Annotated in this window: 14 protein-coding genes and 3 pseudogenes; 11 read left to right on the plus strand and 6 right to left on the minus strand. The window is 48.9% G+C overall.

Going from position 1 to position 18,326, the window contains the following annotated elements; all coding sequences use genetic code 11:
* Nucleotides 1–2: 2 nt before the first annotated feature.
* The 5 genes and pseudogenes from ACJ69_RS25550 to ACJ69_RS00020 all read left to right on the plus strand — a co-directional run.
* A pseudogene (locus ACJ69_RS25550) lies at nucleotides 3–257 on the plus strand (hypothetical protein); the annotation flags it as partial.
* A pseudogene (locus ACJ69_RS00005) lies at nucleotides 257–3,150 on the plus strand (hypothetical protein). The pseudogenes ACJ69_RS25550 and ACJ69_RS00005, both read left to right, overlap by 1 nt.
* Before the next feature lie 64 nt (nucleotides 3,151–3,214).
* On the plus strand, nucleotides 3,215–3,556 hold the full coding sequence (locus ACJ69_RS00010) for a hypothetical protein (protein WP_047359753.1): 342 nt from the start codon (nucleotides 3,215–3,217) through the stop codon (nucleotides 3,554–3,556).
* The gene (gene terL / locus ACJ69_RS00015) at nucleotides 3,553–5,163 is read left to right on the plus strand and encodes a phage terminase large subunit (protein WP_059346218.1); all 1,611 of its coding nucleotides are present in this window, start codon (nucleotides 3,553–3,555) and stop codon (nucleotides 5,161–5,163) included. The genes ACJ69_RS00010 and terL overlap by 4 nt, the downstream gene beginning before the upstream one ends.
* A 20-nt stretch (nucleotides 5,164–5,183) precedes the next feature.
* On the plus strand, nucleotides 5,184–6,920 hold the full coding sequence (locus tag ACJ69_RS00020) for a phage tail fiber domain-containing protein (RefSeq protein ID WP_059346219.1): 1,737 nt from the start codon (nucleotides 5,184–5,186) through the stop codon (nucleotides 6,918–6,920).
* Here the strand turns inward: ACJ69_RS00020 and ACJ69_RS00025 are convergent.
* Entirely contained in the window at nucleotides 6,917–8,032 is a 1,116-nt protein-coding gene (locus ACJ69_RS00025; RefSeq protein ID WP_059346220.1) for an SGNH/GDSL hydrolase family protein, read from the minus strand. The genes ACJ69_RS00020 and ACJ69_RS00025 overlap by 4 nt on opposite strands.
* Nucleotides 8,029–9,099 (minus strand): acyltransferase family protein, encoded by a 1,071-nt coding sequence (locus ACJ69_RS00030; protein ID WP_059346221.1) that lies wholly within the window; start codon nucleotides 9,097–9,099, stop codon nucleotides 8,029–8,031. The genes ACJ69_RS00025 and ACJ69_RS00030 overlap by 4 nt, the downstream gene beginning before the upstream one ends.
* A gap of 147 nt (nucleotides 9,100–9,246) precedes the next feature.
* Between ACJ69_RS00030 and ACJ69_RS00035 the strand changes: the two genes are divergently transcribed.
* Genes ACJ69_RS00035 through ACJ69_RS00045 form a run of 3 tightly spaced genes read left to right on the plus strand, consistent with a single transcriptional unit; the run spans nucleotide 9,247 to nucleotide 10,462 of the window.
* Nucleotides 9,247–9,570, plus strand: a complete 324-nt coding sequence (locus ACJ69_RS00035) for a hypothetical protein (protein ID WP_054830347.1) — start codon at nucleotides 9,247–9,249, stop codon at nucleotides 9,568–9,570.
* Complete coding sequence (locus ACJ69_RS00040; protein ID WP_059346222.1) at nucleotides 9,567–10,103, plus strand: lysozyme; 537 nt, start codon at nucleotides 9,567–9,569, stop codon at nucleotides 10,101–10,103. The genes ACJ69_RS00035 and ACJ69_RS00040 overlap by 4 nt, the downstream gene beginning before the upstream one ends.
* A complete protein-coding gene (locus tag ACJ69_RS00045) occupies nucleotides 10,100–10,462 on the plus strand; it encodes a hypothetical protein (RefSeq protein WP_022647173.1) in 363 nt (120 codons plus the stop codon). The genes ACJ69_RS00040 and ACJ69_RS00045 overlap by 4 nt, the downstream gene beginning before the upstream one ends.
* 292 nt (nucleotides 10,463–10,754) lie before the next feature.
* Here ACJ69_RS00045 and ACJ69_RS25875 read toward each other — a convergent pair.
* Nucleotides 10,755–11,157: pseudogene (locus tag ACJ69_RS25875) on the minus strand (tyrosine-type recombinase/integrase); the annotation flags it as partial.
* A gap of 187 nt (nucleotides 11,158–11,344) precedes the next feature.
* On the opposite strand from ACJ69_RS25875, the gene ACJ69_RS25095 reads away from it, so the two are divergent.
* From ACJ69_RS25095 to ACJ69_RS00060, 3 genes are all read left to right on the plus strand, one after another.
* Nucleotides 11,345–11,764 carry a hypothetical protein gene (locus ACJ69_RS25095; RefSeq protein WP_155616766.1) on the plus strand — a complete coding sequence of 140 codons (420 nt, stop codon included), beginning with the start codon at nucleotides 11,345–11,347 and terminating at the stop codon, nucleotides 11,762–11,764.
* Between the two features lie 253 nt (nucleotides 11,765–12,017).
* The gene (locus ACJ69_RS00055; RefSeq protein WP_233424639.1) at nucleotides 12,018–12,320 is read left to right on the plus strand and encodes a hypothetical protein; all 303 of its coding nucleotides are present in this window, start codon (nucleotides 12,018–12,020) and stop codon (nucleotides 12,318–12,320) included.
* Nucleotides 12,321–12,985: 665 nt separating this feature from the next.
* Complete coding sequence (locus ACJ69_RS00060) at nucleotides 12,986–14,671, plus strand: DUF262 domain-containing protein (protein WP_081051404.1); 1,686 nt, start codon at nucleotides 12,986–12,988, stop codon at nucleotides 14,669–14,671.
* Here ACJ69_RS00060 and ACJ69_RS00065 read toward each other — a convergent pair.
* The 3 genes from ACJ69_RS00065 to ACJ69_RS00080 form a co-directional block, all read right to left on the minus strand.
* A protein-coding gene (locus ACJ69_RS00065; protein WP_223274117.1) for an IS1 family transposase occupies nucleotides 14,606–15,303 on the minus strand; the annotation gives its coding sequence in 2 pieces (ribosomal slippage) (nucleotides 14,606–15,054 and nucleotides 15,054–15,303; 699 coding nt in all). The genes ACJ69_RS00060 and ACJ69_RS00065 overlap by 66 nt on opposite strands.
* Before the next feature lie 346 nt (nucleotides 15,304–15,649).
* Nucleotides 15,650–16,327, minus strand: coding sequence for a type A chloramphenicol O-acetyltransferase (gene catA / locus ACJ69_RS00075; RefSeq protein ID WP_059346223.1), 678 nt, complete (start codon nucleotides 16,325–16,327; stop codon nucleotides 15,650–15,652).
* Between the two features lie 63 nt (nucleotides 16,328–16,390).
* Nucleotides 16,391–18,322 (minus strand): putative bifunctional diguanylate cyclase/phosphodiesterase, encoded by a 1,932-nt coding sequence (locus ACJ69_RS00080; protein WP_059346224.1) that lies wholly within the window; start codon nucleotides 18,320–18,322, stop codon nucleotides 16,391–16,393.
* Nucleotides 18,323–18,326: the final 4 nt, after the last annotated feature.

Genomic DNA, 18,326 nt, shown 5'->3' on the forward strand with positions numbered 1-18,326 from the left:
AGGATGGTATCGAGGCGGTACAACCGTTCTACGATTCGTACGGCAGGCCGATGCGCTGGAAACCGTTACTGGAAGAGTGGGCGCCATACAAAAAAATGCAGGAAGAGCGCGAAGAACATGATCGCAATGAGTTGCAACGCGGTCAGGATATTCGCGGGTTCAAAGATAAACACCGCGCGCTCGATGAACAATATAAACGTCTGCATAACGAGCGTATGGACAGGGTTAAAAATTACTTTTCGTGGAGCACTGAATAATGCCGGTATACGCCACTCCTGAAGAACTGAATAACGGATTCACTCCGGCGGGTAATGTTCTGGCAGCACCTACAGGATTTGATGTGCCTTTACCCGAAGGTACCAACCCTGAGCCTCAACAGGATGAGCCCTCTGTCTGGGGGCAGCATTTCGCCAGAATAACCTGCTTGGCGAAATGTTCCGCCCGGCCAAACAGTTTGAGCCGGTAGAGGGTTATAACCCTTATGCGGATAAAACCGAGCTGCACGGGTACGAACAGTGGGGCTCGGCGTTTGCTGATTCCCGATCGCCGGAGGAGACCGCCTGGCTGAAACAACAGATTGACGACGAAAACGAGGACCGCAGGGTACTTTCCGAGGCTGGCGGCGAAGGTGTCCTCGCCAGCATTGCAGCCGGAGTGGTAGACCCTGTCACCGTAGCTTCCATGTTTATCCCCGGTGCGCAGGGCGGCGCGGTTGCCCGTATCGCGTCGCAGGCTGCAATCGGTGCAGCTGCAACAGCAGCGAGCGAGGTTGTGCTGAATAATCAGCAGATAACACGCACGTGGGGGGAAAGCGCCTCCCACGTCGCAGCGGGTGCGTTGATGAGCGGCGTATTCGCTGCTGCCGGGGCTGCTTTATCGCCATCTGTTCGCACTGCGGCCACGCGCGAAGTGGCTGACGCGCTCGATAATATGAGCATCACGTCAGCGACGGACACAGCTGCTGCCTCGCTCCCCGAAGGGGGCAGCGTCGGCGCGGCGAGAATCAGTGAGGCAACGCTCGAGGATCTCACTCCTGCAGCTGGCGGTCCGGTTGGTAAACTGGCACGCAAGGCGGGCAGTTATCTGACGCCGTTCACCCGTCTTTATGGAGTCACCGTCCAAAACCTCCCGCCGTACGGCGCTGGAGCTGGCAGAAAATAACTACACACTGCAGGGTAACGCCCGGGGTATTGAGACACCCGTCGCGGCAGAAACCCGCGTTCGCGGGTGGCGTCGTGAAGAGGCCGCCGTCGTGGTGACGAACAAGCAGGCCTACAGCCAGTATAAAGCCGCTGGCGGTGACCTGAGTTTTTCCAGTTCCGTGAGGAAGTCGGTAACGCCATGCGCAGTGGCGATGTGCATGCTAACCCGGTGGTGCAGGAAGCGGCGCAGGCAATGCGCACCGTGGTTAACCGGGTGAAAGTGGCTCAGCAAAAGCTTGGCCTGCTGCCGCCGGACGAGGAACTGAAAGCCATCGGCCAGGAAAGCTATTTTCCCCGCGTGTACAAAGTCGGCAAGATCGTCAACGAGCGTGATAAATTCCGCGAGATGCTGGTCGACTGGTGGTCGCGCGGCGAAAAAACCATGTCCCGCGAAGAGGCGGAAATTACTGCTGATGCCACGATCAATAAAATCGGTCGGCGCAAAAATTCCTCAGGATTTTGCGAACGTCTTTATGGTGAAAGCGGCAGGCAGCACCCGTCGCGTACGCTCCAGCGTTCCCGATCGTCTGATGAAAGATTATCTGGAGAGCGACGCCAATTATGTACTCGCAGCGTCATATCCGCGAGGCGTCAGCAGAGGTTGAGCTGACGCGCGCATTCGGTAACAAATCGCTGGAAAAGCAGCTCAAGGATATTCAGGATGAATACGATGCGCTGATGCGTCAGAACCCCAAAGACCAGGCGAAGCTGGCGAAAGCCCGCGATAACGATATTCGTGATATCACTGCGCTGCGCGACCGTCTGGCGGGTACCTACGGCATGCCGGACGATCCATCATCATTTTTCGTACGTGCTGGCGCGTTCCTTCGCAGCGCTAACTTTGTTACCAAGCTGGGCGGTATGACCGTTTCCGCTATTCCTGATCTCGCCCGCGGTGTGATGGTTAACGGGTTTGGCAATACCATGCGCGGCTACTCTGCGCTGATAACCCGGTCGCCGGCATTCAAGGCCAGCCGGGCCGAACAGTTAAAAATGGCCGTCGGGCTGGAAAACCATCCTGCATACCCGTGCGCGTACGATGGGTGACCTGGTAGACAGTTCCGCCCGCACTACAGCGGTAGAAGCGGGAATGGAGCGCGTCACCGATGCGTTCGGCAAGCTCACGCTGATGGGCCACTTCGACGATATGAACAAATCGGTAAACGGGATGATCACCTCCGACGGCATTTTGTCCGGCGCGTTCGCTGGCCGCCGCCTTGCCAAGCTCGGCATTAACGACAATATGGCCGCGCGTATCCGCAGCGAATTCGAAAAGCACGGCGAGGTAATCAATGGCTGGCATATCGGCAATTTTGAAAAATGGGACGATCAGCATGTGGCTGGTGTCTTCCAGTCGGCGGTGCTCAAAGACGTTAACAATACCGTTATCACACCGGGGATCGGTGATACACCACTGTGGGCCAGCACGCCGCTGGGTAAAACTATCTTCCAGTTTAAATCGTTCGCTACCGCGTCCTACAACCGCGCAACGCTGGGCGGCCTGCAGGAGGGAACCGGCCAGTTTTATTACGGTACCGCTTTCCAGATTGGCCTCGGCGCACTGACGTACGCACTTAAACAATCTGCAAATGGTAAAGAGGTTGACTGGTCGCCTCAGAAACTGGCCATTGAGGGTATCGACCGATCCGGTATTCTCGGCCCGCTGATGGAATATAACAACATGGCAGAAAAAGCCTCCGGCGGTATGGTGGGGCTGGGTGCACTGCTCGGTACCGGAACGCAGTCACGTTATGCCAGCCGTGGTTTTATTGGCTCTGCGCTTGGTCCAACGTTCGGCCTGCTCGATACCGTTACCGATGTGACCGCTGGCGTGCTCAACGGTGATGCTGGCGATCGGGTACTGCATAACGTGCGTACGCTGCTGCCGGGTAATAATCTTTTCTGGATAGCGCCGCTGATAAATCAGGTTGACCCCGGCATGCGGTAATCGGTCGGGATTCCGACCTCTGGACTGCTCCATCATAGCCCTGTATTCACTACGGGGCTTTTTTATGCATCAGGATTACAAAACACGCCTTACCGCACTGAGTGATAAACTCACCGACGTGGTGCTCGAAGAAGCCGATCCGGAAAACTGGCCGGGGGCGGGGAAGAAACCGAGCGAACTGACCAAGGATGAACGCGGCGATCGCTACTGGGATAAGAAGAATGCAGCCGCATCGCTGACGCTGCTGATTAAGGTGCACTCCCTGATTGGCATGCAAACGCGCGGCGGTACGCCATCCGATAATCCAGGTCAGGATGATGAAGCCTTTGCGCTGGGCCAGCAGGTTTCAAAAGCTGAGCGAGAGGCGGCCGCCATTATTGAGCGCCTGCAGAAAGGGAAAAAATGATTTCGTTCCTCGCCTTCTTTTTAATGTGGGCGGAGCGAATGAACTGGGACGTTCCGGACTGCCACTATCAGGCCTGCCACTGGCTGGAGCATCGCGGAAACCTCGCGGTGCTTCGTTGTTTCCGTGGTTTCGGTAAATCAACGATCCTTGCGGTCTATAATGCCTGGCGATACTACTGCGATCGTCAGTACCGCATTCTTCACCAGTCGGAATCAGACGGAACCGCGTATAAAACCAGCCGTGACACTCAGAACGTCCTGCGTAATCATCCGCTGACCAAAGGCATGCTCCCTGACGGGCAGGGAACCGTTGAGCAATGGTGGGTTAATGGCGCGCTGGATTTACGTAACGGCAGCATGTACGCAAAAGGCATCCTGTCTAACGTAACTTCGGCGCGCGCCAACGAATGCCAGAACGACGACGTGGAGGTACCACGTAATATCCAGACTCCGGAGGCGCGCGAAAAGCTGCGCTATCGACTGGGAGAGCAAACCCACATCCTGATCCCCGGCGGCCGCAAGCTTTATATCGGTACACCGCACACACATGACAGCCTTTATGATGAGGTGGAGTCTATGGGGGCCGACTGTCTTACCATCCGGTTATTTGATAAAGAAAAGCGCATTGAAGCGAAAGAGGCCTCGCAGCTGCGCTACGCCGTGCCTTTTCGCCCGGATTATGTTTTTGCTGGCATCCACAAGGCGGCGCGGCTGTTGGTCGAAAATGTGGATTATAAGCTGACCGCCGACGGCGTTGAGTTTGCGGCCGCACCGGACACGGTTATCGATTTTTATGCAGACTGCGCCTGGCCTGAACGGTTCACCCGTGAAGAAATGGAAAACCGCCGCAAAGAAACCCGCACGATTAACGAGTGGGATAGCCAGTATCAGCTGCACAGTAAACCCGTTGGAGACGTTCGCCTCGACCCTGACCGCATCCGGGAATACAACATTCATCCTCAAATTCGCTATGCGAACCGTACGGCTTCGCTGTGGCTGGGTAACGTGCAAATCGTTGGTGCGGTCGCCTGGTGGGATGTGGCAACCGGTAAAGTTAAGGCCGACGCCTCGGCGTTCTCTCTGATACTTACCGACGCACGCGGCCACCTGTACTGGCATGTCTGCCAGGAGCTTACGGGGGAGCTGGCCGAATTCGACGACAACGACAAAATCACTGGCGGCCAGGTGGCGCAGATAAAAGAGTTGGTGCTCAAATATCAGATCCCGGTTGTGTGCGTTGAGGTAAACGGACCCGGCAGCTTCGCGGGTAAATTGCTGCGTCAGGCGCTCAAGGGTACCAGCTGTGGTGTTCGGGAAGAATTCAGCATCACTAACAAGCAGAAACGTATCCTTGACGCGTTTGAAGCGCCGCTGTCGTCGCGATTCCTGTGGGCACATACTGACGTGCTCGACGGCCCTGTGTACGACCAGATGCGTGACTTTAACCCGGCGTTGACCAACCAGCCGGACGACTTTATAGACTCTGGCGCGGGAGCAATAAGTCAGACCCCTGTACGCATCGGGAAAGTGGTCGGGATTCCGACCGGGCATGCGCGCGAAGATTGGCAGTTAAGTGACGGAGATCATCTGGTCGACGTCGATTACTAACCTGCCAGAGGTTTCCCATCATGTCGGTACCGAACCAGACTCCGTACATAATTTACAACGCTAACGGTCTGACGACCGTTTTTCCCTTCGAATTTTATATTATCAACGCCAGTGATATACAGGTGACCATTAACGGGACACCGGTCACCAGCGGTTATAGCGTCTCGGGTGCGGGCAACGTCGGTGGCGGAGATGTCATTTTTATCACTCCACCCGCCAACGGTTCTGTCGTGATGCTGGAGCGCGTGGTACCAACATACCGGCTCACAGATTACCAGGACAACGGCGACTTATTGGCTGATACGGTTAATAAAGACTTTGATCGTCTATGGATGGCTATTCAACGGTCATTTATTTATCTTGGGCTGGCACTTCGCCGGCCGCTTTTCGGTGGTCCATTTAATGCCGAAGGGTACCGGATTGAAAAGCTTGCGGATCCGGTGAACCCTCAGGATGCCGCTACAAAAAATTATATCGATAATTTCAGCCTGGTTCGCACTTTGCGAGTGCCTGAAAGTTCGATTGGTATGCTGCCAGGAGTGTCTGGCAGGCGAAACCTGCTTCTTGCTTTTGATAGTAACGGTAACCCCATAACGGTCCTGCCTGAGAGTGGTAGCGCAGCTGACGTTCTCATTTTATTAGCTGAGCTGGACGGTCTGAGGCGGATCGGCACGAAAGTTAATTATGGGATTCCGGCAGGGTCTTCACTGACAGAGGGGCTTACATTCGCATTTGATAATGTAAAAGGCTGGCTTCGGGTTGGCGGGGCTGACGTTTTGCCGCTGGATGATGAGAGAAACTTCTGGCGCGGTCTTCCAGATCCTAAAAATTCATGGTGGAACCCTGCTCTGATTGGGGATTATTCGGTTTCATTTAACCGTAATGGTGCTGCTTACGCAGTTTACTCATCTACTTTCGGGCATGACTGCGTTACTTATGGTGTTGCCTCATTAGCTGGTGGTGCCGGTAGTGCTTCTGGTGATCCGGATAACCCAATCAACCCATCCGAATCTCAGGGATATTGCTCATTTGCCTTCGGGAAAAATGTTATCGCCCTTGGCGCAAAATCTGCGGCTTTCTGTGAAGAAAGCGATGCTTTGTCTCGAGCTGCATTCGCTGCGGGTTACAGAACGCAGGCGCGTAAAGGGCTAAGCACAGACCCGGGCGGTGAGGCGAGCGACGGTATCGGAGCTACAGCTTTAGGTGAGAATACTCGAGCTGCAGGTGATGGGGCCTTTGCCGCAGGGAAAAACGTTCAGGCTTACGGTGGCTCGATTGCGATTGGGAGTGGTATCAATGACGGTAATCCAGCAGTCAATTCACATAAAGACTCAGTGATGCTGTTTGCAAAATCGCTTATTCCAGGTATTGCCGTTGTACCTGGTGGCGGCGGGCTGGGGGACCCCTCGCGTGTAGGGGTGCACACAAAATACCCTAAAGAAATCGTGGACGTCGTACTGGAAGGGGGAGGCCGCGCAGCCCTCAGAATACCAGGGACAGGAACTGGTAAGCTCTTGCTGCAAGGGACAGATAACAACGGCAATCCACTTACTATCGCGACGCTTGAATGGACAAGTGCCAATGGTGGTAGCGCAGTAGGAACCCTGAAAATCAATATGAACAATGATGCTGCATGTATTGAGCTATCGACCGCTGGAATGGTTGCGCTAAAGAACGTTAAAACACTGGGTGAAATATCTGGTGCCCCGGCGGGCACCATTTACAAAGACGCTTCTAACTTCCTTAAGATTGTTTAAGAGAAGTCATCGCCAAGGAAGGCGGTGAGTAGCGCCTCGGCTATTACTCTGTGACCAAAATCACCAGGGTGATTTACCCCATTTCCTGTTATTGCCCATATATTCTTGCGTTTCAGAATCTGATTCCACACATCTGTAATATCTATGAAGGTGGTGCGCTCATATTTTTTTGAGAGTCCTCTCAGCCCCTTCCTGTATCCTTCAAAGTACTCTTTCTTAGGCAATACCCATTCTGGGTTTGGGCGTGTTGGTGACATTAATACGATTCGCGCATGGTTATTTTTGGTTTTAATGTCTTTGATAAGCTTTTCAATGTTAGCAACGAATGTTTTAGGTTCTATATCATTGCTGTCATTCACGCCAAATGCAATCACATACACATCTGAATCAAACTTTAGCATTCGACCAGTTTCATCGCTAACTGCATTAGCACTGTTCCATCCTGGTACAGATGGATTGTACCACTGCACATCCCCGCCACGAATCATCGCAAGGTACGCTGAAGTAAGGTCAGTAAAAGGTGGTTGGTTGGGAGCGGAGTAGATCCCAGTAGCATTTGCGCCAAACGTTATGCTATCCCCGAAGTAAGTTATCTTTAGGTTTTTCTTATCTTTAATTATTTTTCTCAGGTCTGTAATGCTACCACTCATTAAAAGGCGCATACTTTCATTTTTTTTGTATGACACAGACATCTGATGGAATGGATATTCAAGTGTGACTCTTACGTTAAAATCCTTATCTTCTTTATCCGGCTTGCTGAAACCAACAGGTGCAAGGTCAACGGTTGTTGAAGAAGGGAACGACACATGATCGCCATGGACGGAAAAATCTTTACCGGCAACTAAAAGTTTGCCTGTCATCTGATTAAACATCATCACTGGACCTTCAGGAGTAAAAAGCAACCCTTCGTTCTTGTATTCCTTGGATGCATAAACCATGTCCGAATAAACATAATGACCACCAAAGAATGAAGGGTGGATGTTGAATTTATTAACGACATAATTGCTGCAAGAATCATCATTGCACGTTGTGTATTTATCAGCCAGCGCTGGAAGCTCCGCGCTAGCGGAAAGAGAAATAAACAGGCATGCAAGTATCTTTAAGTGTTTCATTTAGCTTTTCCGTATGCTTTTTTCTTTATCCAGCCATTAACAGGCTTTTCAATAAATTTGTAGCAGGCAAGGGCGATAACCTGACAGTAGATGTAATAGACGATTACATAAGGCACGATGCTAACAGTCTTATCGAGGCCAAACTGTGTCCAGATAAACAGAAATACCGGTGCTGAGATACCGTGAGACAGATACAGGCTGTACGAGGAATCGCCAAGCAGCAGGAAAGAGCGGTTATGAGGAATGACCCCCTCAAGGCTCAGAGCCGACCAGACAATCACGAACGCCGGGATGCCCCATGTGAGCAGCCGGGAATAATCGTTATAAGCGAAAACACCCGAGTTAGCGAACGCAAAAAGCGGAAAGAAAGAAGCGATGCCCACCCACGCTAGCCACTTCGGCAGTACGCATCCTGCGGAATACATACGGTACAGATACATGCCAAGGATAAATTCGATAAACATCTGGCTGGATAGCGTTACCAGAACCTTACTTTCGCCATGAACCAGAGCATTGCCAGCACCGAAAACTACAAGAGCGCAGACTGAATAAAACTCGAGTGAGTTGGCTTTTTTAATACCAATCGCAAGCAAGCCAGCGAGTAAGAAATAGAACAAGAATTCAAACTGTAAAGTCCAGCCGATACCAAGAATAGGGGGCTTGTCGAAGTTCATGAACGTCATTGTTTTGACGAACCACATCATGTCCAGTCTCGAGCCATTAAAGATATAAGCAAAGTCTGCGGTTGGTTGAGAAATGACGCCAGAGTCAACAAACCATGATATGCATATGACCACCAGCGTTGCTACAAGGTACAAAGGCCATATGCGAGTGATGCGGCGTTTAATGAACCCCACCGGCGTTAACTTCGGCATCATGCCATCATTATAGAGCCCGCCGTAAATGATGTACGGCATGATAAATCCGCTGATGATGAAGAATATATCCACACCGACACCACCCAGGTTTGTTATCTGAGGCGTGATGCCGTAAACAGCTAAGTTGGCATATGCATATATCACGAGGAAAGCAGCAAGAAACCGCAAATACTGAATGTTGGCAATCATGAATAAGATCTAATTATTAAGAAGGGGGAAAAGTATACCAACGAACCCGAAGCAGTTCATTACCTTTCATATGGTCAGGATTCCGACCTTAGCCTAACCATACTCTTGCGGGACTACATAAATTTCCCTCCGGGGTAAGGTTTGGGGATGAATCCGCAAAACAACTGGCTGTCCTGGATCGGCAATGGGTTAACCACCCTTGCAGCTTATCTCGGCATTACCACTCTTGATTTAACATATCTCGTGCTTGCAGTTCTCGGTTTCCTGCTCTCGTTTCTTGGCTGGCTTGACCGCCGGGCAAAGATTAAAGCTGATCGCCACGCATCCGCAGAACGTCTGGCATTAGACCGCCAGCGAACAAGAGCGGTTATCGAGTTCCTGAGCAAGTCGGATTCACACAACCTCGAACAAGCCGACGAAGTTGTCGCTAAAGTCCAGCGGGTGATGACTGAAACGGAGATTCAATCATGAATAGCCGGGCGAAACTAAGTGCCGCCGTTCTGGGGCTGGTACTCGCTGGTGCACCAGCATCGGTCATTCTCGATCAGTTCCTGAATGAGAAAGAGGGAAACAGTCTCACCGCGTACAAAGATGGCAGTGGCATCTGGACGATCTGCCGTGGTGCCACAATGGTTGATGGCAAGCCGGTGATACCGGGCATGAAAATGACGCAGGCGAAATGCGACCAGGTAAACGCCATTGAACGCAATAAGGCTCTGGCATGGGTAGACCGCAACATCAAGGTACCGCTGACAGAGCCGCAGAAAGCCGGGATTGCATCCTTCTGTCCGTACAACATCGGACCCGGCAAATGCTTCCCGTCAACGTTCTATAAGCGAATGAATGCCGGTGACCGAAAAGGTGCATGTGAGGCGATCCGCTGGTGGATCAAAGACGGGGGCCGTGACTGTAGACTGACCAAAGGCCAGAAGAATGGCTGCTATGGTCAGGTTGAGCGCCGGGATCAGGAAAGCGCGTTAGCGTGCTGGGGGATAGACCAGTGACGATAAAAGCAAAGCTGTTAGCACTGGCCGTTCTGCTGGCGTTTTTTGTCGGTACCTTTTATGTAGGTTACCTCAAAGGGTGGTATGCGCACAGCGAGCACGTTAACAGCCAGGCAAAAGCGAAGCAGAAGAAAGCTGAGAAAGCCGTCGCCATCGGCGAGCAGAAAGCGGCGGCGGCCAGTGCAGAGGGTAAAGTGATTTACCGGACCATTTACCGAGACGTGGTGAAATATGTTAACGACCCGAATCATGTTAAGTGTGATTTTGACGATCACGCTGTGCAGCTGCGTCAGCGAGCCCTCGACGCGGCTAACTCCATCAGCGGATTTGATGCAGGAGCCGTGCAAGGGAGCGAGTAAAGCTGGAACAGACAGCGACGAAGATCTGCAAGCAGACATCGAAACAGCGGAATGCCTGCGCCAGTTACGGCTGGATAAGTATCGTTGGCAAGCGTGGTACAGGGCTACGGAATAGCGTGTTTTGTTCCTCAATCGGGAGCGAAAACAAAACGGGTATCAATTCGGGTATCTATCTCATTGTTAAAAATAAATCACAGTAAATACATGTATTTATTTGCTGTGTTTTACTCCTATTATCGGCACCAGTCATTTCAAGTACTTATCTAAGATTTAATTAAACCACCTTCTCCTTTTAAGCCGTATTTGTGACATTTCGACTAATAGTTGAGTCTATTTTGCTTGCGTGTTCTGTTAAGTGTCCGGCTGAAAGATGAGCGCACCTCTGAACCATTTCGAGCGTTTCCCACCCACCCATCTCTTTAAGTGTAAGAAGGGACACGCCAGACTGAACCAGCCAGCTTGCCCTCGTATGCCTGTGGTCATGACAGCGGAAATTGCTAATGCCTGCCGGCTTTCGTTTCATCATGGGGCATCCATGCCATCCGTTTATCTAAGTCAACCAGTGACCATTCAAGACTCGTAACATTAGACCGGCGTAGCCCTGTTGTGATGGCGAATATTTCAACCGGAAAGAAGTAACGTGCTATCTCTTCAAACAGACGCTTCGATTCTTCCTCTGTAAACCATCTTATCCGCAACGATCCGGATCTGAACGAACAGGCAAAAAACCGCAGGGCAGGTGAAGCCCGGAACCCGGACACGCTCAAAGACTTTACCCGCTGGGTGGCAGCCGTAAGCGAGCAGGCCGCAAACATTCTCGATTACCTGAAGAATAAGCTCGCTCCGGTTAATCCCTTGGCAACTGATGATGTTCAGGGATTCATGCGTGACAGTGAAATGCGTCAGGCATTCGCCCGACTGGATCGCCGCAGCCAGGAAAAAATGCTGCTGTCGATGCACAGTGGAAAGCATCAGGAGCTGGCGAACGCTTTACTAAGGGCGCACGCAGTGTGTTCTGGACTCGATACGGAACAGCTAAAACGTCTCGGCTTCTCCCGTATCGCATCGGAGAACGGGCTGGTGATTAGCGCGGTTGCCGAGCTGGTCGATGCGGTAAGGAAAGACGTCGCACAAATTACAGCTGTCCGAACCTGGTATAACAATCTCCTTTACGGGAAGAACGACGATCCATCAGTAGTTCTGCCCCGTATGACAGGCCTTGATCAGTTAAGCGAACATGTCAGCGCGATGCTCAAAGGCAGCCAGCGCCAGATAAATTCAGAAGAGAAGCAGGCCGCCTGAGGGCGGCTTTTTTCTGCCCGGAGGGAAACATCACGATGCTGTTAAGTAAATCAGCCTACGCCAGGCATATGGGCGTCAGCCGGCAAACTGTTTACGGCTGGATAGCCCGCGGTGAAATTGTAATTTCAGGCGATAAAGTGGATGTCGAAGCATCGCAGGCTAAACAAAATTCTGCTGGTACTGGTACTGGTACTGGTACTGGTACTGGTGCTGGTGATCATCACAATGCAATGACGTGGGCGCAGGCCGCCGCGTGGGTATGGGGCATGACGGCGGGAAAGAGCTGCCGGCTGATATTAATGCTGGCCAGCGAATAGAGGCAGCAGCCGCTGAGCTGGGTTTTGATGTTCAGCACGAGCCCGATGAACAATTTCTGATTCTCTTCCGGCCGGATGAAGAAACCCACAGCTTCTATGGCAAAGACCGTGCAGCAGGCGCTTTACGGTTTCTTCGTTCTGAGCTGGCTTACGTTGCCACAATGCACCCCGATACGCCGGATGACTGGAACAAAACTGGTTTAATGTCACTCTGCCTGCTGGACGGCGAAAAACTGTAAACCCCCAGCCCCTCAAACTTGACACTTTTTCGCGAGAAACTGGGAAAAGTGTCAACCCAACCTAACGGATCCTGACGCCTACGAACAGCAGCTACAGCAGAAGTGTAAAGGGCTGGCGTTGAGATTTGTTGAGCCTTGGCTGTTAGCTTTTGTTCATCCTGATGCGAAGCAGGGCAGGTGTCAGCCTGTTATGGTTTGTTATGCCTTACCAGGGAAAACTAGGGGGAAAGTGTCAACCGCTACCGCTTCAGAAAACTTCAGGTACACGAACTCGTGAAGGGGAGGTGTTAAGCACACCCGCTCTGCAACCATCCTCGAGCCTCTTTCAGATCGATGTTCCAGTTTACCCGGAAGCTGGCGTTCAGATTGAGTTGTCAAAAGTTGTCACCCACCGGCAGCGCCAGTGGGGATTTTTGGCAGAACGCGCTCTAAGTTACAGTTGCTTCAGTCAGTAATTTAGATATATTTAGAATAACTTTTAACCTTTCTACTGCTTGTTCAAAGCGGCCAAGTTGATTGTCTCTGATGATGTAGAGCGCCAGAAGTGTCTCTTAGTGCTCGAATCGTTTATCGTGCATCATAGCTATGAAACTCTCATCATAATGTCTTGTTAATAATTAACAGCCTTATGATAACGTCATTTTAAAATAACGGGATTTGATTAAATGGCAAAGCAATTTATGTTGATGGAACCAAAAAATGAGAATTTTAATGAATTAATAGGTGGGCCTAACAAATATATTGTGCCTAGATTCCAGCGAGACTATGCATGGGATGTGGGACAATGGGAGGATTTGTGGGCAGATATAAATTCTCTTGATGATGAAGGTTTCCATTATATGGGCTACATTGTCCTTCAACAAAAAGAACAGTATCAGCATGAAATTATAGATGGGCAACAACGCTTAGTTACGTTATCGATTATAGTTCTGGCTGCAATGAAAGCGATCAAAACTTTAATTAATAATGGGGAGGATGTTCAGGGCAATACTGAACGACTCGATGGTATAACTCAGAATTTTGTCGGAAGTAAGAACTTCGTTACGCTTAAAGTAATTAATAAATTAGAACTAAATAGAAATAATAAGAGTTATTTTCAAAGAATGTCATCTCATTTAGAGGCTCAAAATTCTCGCGGTATAACATCAACTAATAAATTGATACGTAAGTGTTTTGACTTTTTCTGTAAGAAAGATTACGGCAAAACAGGTGCGGAGATTGCTCAGTTTATTGCAGATTTTTCTTCAAGTATGATTTTTACAAAGATAATTGTACAAGACGATCTTAATGCCTATAAAGTTTTTGAAACTTTGAATGCTAGAGGGGTCCAATTGTCTACTCCGGACCTACTAAAAAACTATTTGTTTTCAATTGTGACTAAAGATGATCAAATCGGAGAAGAAGAGCTCAATGATTTGGACGAGCAATGGTCAGAAATGATTGTCCAACTTGGAGAGAGCAATGTTTCTGATTACATTAGATATCACTATAATTCACAGAGAAGAATGGTTACTAAGAACAACCTTTTTTCCTCAATGAGAAAAATATTAACGAAACCGGAAGAAGCGTATCAGTATTTGAAGTCATTAATTGACTACTCACCTATCTATGCATCATTGATCAATCCCAATGATGCATGGTGGGGAGATCAAGATGTGAAATACAGAAATGTATTGCACTATCTTAATGGCATAAGATTATTTAATATCAAGCAACCACTAACAATATTTCTTGCTGCCTTTGGTAATTTTTCTCCAGAAGAGTTTGTTAAGCTCGTAAAATATATATATGTATTATCTATTCGATATAATATTATCTGCCATTTATCACCTAGTGAACAAGAGAATATTTATAATCAAATTGCGAACAAGGTTTATAATCGAGAGTTCTTAAGAGCTAGTCATGTGAAAAATAGCGAGGAATTTAAACGTTTGTATCCCGATGATAATACATTCTTTAATGCTTTTGAATTTCATAGAATGCCAAGTAGACAAACAGCGAAAAAAATACGTTTTTTACTTTCTGAAATTGAAGGCTATTTAGGTAATCCATGTGATTATGAAAAAACGACATTAGAGCATATTTGCCCTTATCATCCAGAAAAAGAGTGGAGCGGATCTTTTGGTGAAGGAATTAATGATGTAAAAGATAGACTTGGAAACATGATCTTAATGGATAAAGATAATTTAAAACGCTCATCCTTTGAAGAGAAGAAAAAAGAATATACAAAATCCGGATATAATTTGGCCTTAAAAGTGACAGAATATGCAGGTAATGACTCCAACTTACTGATAGTGTTTTATGTTCAGATAATGCCCGATGACTTTGTCATGCAGCTCCACCGATTTTGAGAACGACAGTGACTTCCTGCCCAGCCTTGCCAGATGCTGCCTCAGATTCAGGTTATGCCGCTCAATGCGCTGCGTATATCGCTTGCTGATAACGTGCAGTTCTCCCTTCAGGCGTGATTCATACAGCGGCCAGCCATCCGTCATCCATACCACGACCTCAAAGGCCGACAGCAGGCCCAGAAGACGCTCCAGCGTGGCCAACGTGCGTTCACCGAATACGTGCGCCACAACCGTCCTCCGTATCCTGTCATACGCGTAAAACAACCAGCGCTGGCGTGATTTAGCGCCGACGTAACCCCACTGTTCGTCCATTTCCGCGCAAACAATGACGTCACTGCCCGGTTGTATGCGTGAGTTTACCGACTGCGGCCTGAGTTTTTTAAGTGTCGTAAAATCGTGTTGAGGCCAACGCCCATAATGCGTGCACTGGCGCGACATCCGACGCCATTCATGGCCATATCAATGATTTTCTGATGCGTACCGGGTTGAGAAGCGGTGTAAGTGAACTGTAGCTGCCATGTTTTACGGCAGTGAGAGCAGAGATAGCGCTGATGTCCGGCAGTACTTTTACCGTTACGCACCACGCCTTCAGTAGCTGAACAGGAGGGACAGCTGATAGAAACAGAAGCCACTGGAGCACCTCAAAAACACCATCATACACTAAATCAGTAAGTTGGCACCATTACCGAATATGCAGAGTGGAATTTAGAATCTGTCAATGATTTTCAAAAGTGGATGTCACAACAAGCAGTTAACGTTTGGAAGGTTGATTAGTATCTGTAAAAACATCAACCATGCTGGCGGGCTGTCTATTAGACAGCCCGCAATTTTTTTGCTGTCAGAGTTCAGACGAGATCTGATTGGGGGTACTTTTGGGGGTACATTAAAAATCATGATGAATATAAATTACTGAAAATAAATAGGATGCATGGCTACGTTATGTTCCTATTATCCCATTTTAAAATAGCCTTCGGCTTATCAGCTATTTAATCCCTCCGACAGCTCCGGCAAACCATCACACATCTCCTGCAACTCATTAAACATCCTTGCCACATGGAAACCATCGCACACGGAATGATGGACCTGCACCGCCATAGGCAACAACACTTTCCCGTCCTGCTCGTAGTATTTTCCAAACGTGAACATAGGAGAAAAGAAGTTCTTCATGTGCGCAATGTTCATCGTAAAGTTCGTAAACGTTACCCAGGGAATAGATGATACGAAAAAGACATTTTCCCGTGACTCTTCCTTCGGCCAGTAAGAAAGGTTATTGCCATAGCGCGCAACGTCTTCTGCATAGGTGTTCTGGAAGTGCTGAATATTGCCGTCGAAGTGGCTCCACAATGACGAAAAAGTCTCGGTTTCAGGGTGGAAAATGGTATAGCTGGGATGAATTTCATTCCATATGACAAGCTCATTGTCCTTAATGGCCATACGGAATTCCGGATGCCGGTTCATGATTTTAGAGAGGAGGAAAATAATCGTCGGGTAAAACTTCCAGCCGACCTTTTTGATATGTTTCCGCAGCGCGGTGATGTCGATCAGAACCGTTTGGTTAATTGTACACTCGGCAAATGACTGGAATACTTCAAAATGCTCCTTCCTGGCCCAACGAGATAAATCAACAGGCGTATATTCTGGGGCTGTTTTTTTCATTGTTTAACCTTTGATTATCAATCGCCTAAAGGGTTTTGGGCCAGAAAAAGCCGCGCAACCATTTCAACCGTATCTAATCTTCCTGTCAATCTCAGCCTGTGGTTTTCCGAACAGATATCCCTGGACGAGATCGCAGCCAAGCGCCTGAAGACGTTCAAGCTGCGCTTCTGTTTCAACACCTTCTGCAATTACCCTCATATTGAGGCTCTTCGCCATGCCGGTTATCAATTTAACGATATTAAGGGCATCATCCTGCGTGGATATCGGGTTCACAAAGGATTTGTCGATTTTAATTTTATCAAAATTCAGTTCACTCAGACGTGAGAGCGACGAATAACCCGTTCCGAAATCATCGATTGAGATTCTTACACCCAGCGTTCTCAGCTTTTTGAGAATAGTAAGCGGCGTGTTGCTGTCGCTGAAGAGCGATGACTCCGTAACCTCTAATTCAAGACGGTTTGCCGGAAGTCCAGTCTCCTTCAGGATGGACTGTACCATCGCCGTAAATGATTTCGTGCCCAGCTGAACGGGTGAGACGTTCACAGAGATCCTTGCCGGAACCGCCCAGGAAACCGCTTCCCGGCAGGCAAGCTCAAGCACATTTTTACCGATCTGATTGATCATCCCCGTTTTTTCAGCGACAGAAATAAAGTAATCAGGTGACAGTATCCCCTTCACCGGGTGTATCCAGCGAATAAGCGCTTCATAGCCGTAAATTTCATTGCTGAATGAATCGACAATAGGCTGGTAATAAACAACGAATTCATGGTTATCGATCGCCAGTGCCATATCATGTTCAAGGGTTCGGCTTTCCTGTAACTTTTGCAGCATCCACTGACGGAAGACTTTTATCTGCTGTGAACCCTCTTTTTTGGCTTCGTAGAGCGCCAGATCGGCAAATTTATAAAGGTAGTCAGAGCGCCGCTCATTATCAGATAATACGATACCCACGCAGGTGGCGATTTTTATCAGCTGGTTATTAATCGTATAGGGCTGGCTGATGTGTTCGCTGATTTCTTTGGCGCGCGAAACGGCGGCTGCTTCGGTAAGCCCACTGGAAAGCAGGGCAAACTCGTCTCCGCCCAAACGGTAAAATGTATCCGTGGCGCTGCTCATTGAGGTGAGGCGTCTGGATACCTGATTCAACAGCAAATCTCCGGCATCATGGCCATAGGTATCGTTGACCTCTTTGAACCGGTCTAAATCAAATAACATCACCGTGACGGGGACGTGGTTTTTATCTGCCTGAAGATTAATTTTATTGAGATCGTCCCAGAAGAAAAGGCGGTTTTTCATGCCGGTGAGGGAGTCATGATAAACATCATACTCAAGCTTCGAGTTCTGAATTTGCAGCGTTTCTTTTGATATCTGCAGTTCGTCAGCAAGGCTTTTAACCTGCATGTGTGCTTTGAGAATGTTTTTATTCTGGTAGATCATTAAGAAACCAAGAATAAAGCTTAATATCACCAGGAGTAATGAAAGTGCGGAGTAAATATAGTAAAGGATCTGTATTTTATGGTTGGATTCATTAACCGTGTTAATATCTTTCGTCAGTGCCGTTGCAGAAAGCTGGCTCAGCGGCGCGTCGAGAGCATGCATATTTGTCAGGTAAGCCTGTAACTCTGGATGGCTCATTTTCTCTAGATGGCTATCCAGATAAGTCAGTATTTTCTCTAAGCGCAAAGCAAGCTCCTGATGCGCTTTATCGCTGTCAATATAGCGACCTAAATCTCCACCCTTCATTAAATCGCTCTGGCTGAGCATAATTTCGAGACGCATGCGGACCTGGTCTATCGTAACGTCATCGGTATCGGTTGCGTATAGACCAAGCCATGATTCAAAACGGTAATACTCTGATACCAGTTGTGCCACGGACCAGGACTCGGTGTATTGAGTCAGTTTTTGCAATTCTTGCTGTCGATCGTAAACAAGGAATGCAATATATCCTGTCGTGATAAAAAGAGAAAAAATGATACCAACCAGTATCCTGTTCATTATG

It is taken from the genome of Enterobacter asburiae (genome assembly GCF_001521715.1).
GTDB classification, from domain to species: domain Bacteria; phylum Pseudomonadota; class Gammaproteobacteria; order Enterobacterales; family Enterobacteriaceae; genus Enterobacter; species Enterobacter asburiae.